The sequence below is a fragment of the Vibrio sp. T20 genome (assembly GCF_007858795.1).
GTDB lineage: Bacteria > Pseudomonadota > Gammaproteobacteria > Enterobacterales > Vibrionaceae > Vibrio > Vibrio satsumensis.
On sequence record NZ_VFEB01000131.1, the window covers coordinates 1 to 250 of the forward strand.

General features: G+C 43.6%; 1 pseudogene. It reads left to right on the forward strand.

Going from position 1 to position 250, the window contains the following annotated elements:
* Positions 1 to 126 (forward strand): annotated as a pseudogene (locus FTW16_RS15455) (7-cyano-7-deazaguanine synthase QueC); the annotation flags it as partial.
* Between the last annotated feature and the right edge of the window lie 124 nt (positions 127 to 250).

Here is a 250-nt window from a genome sequence, read left to right on the forward strand (position 1 = left end):
ATTATCGGTGATGGCTGTGGCGATTGTCCTGCGTGTGAACTGCGTAAAGTTGGCCTTAACGACTACTTAGCTGACCGTGAAAGCATTATGGTTGAGTTGGTTCGTAAACAGACGGAGTATAAATAGCTTCAGGGAGATCAATCGGTTCGCTATAAGCATCAATGATACAGTTTCGACCATTACTCTTTGCTTGATACAACGCTTGGTCAAGAACAGAGTAGAGCTCATCAAAGTCACTTAGTGCGTTTGA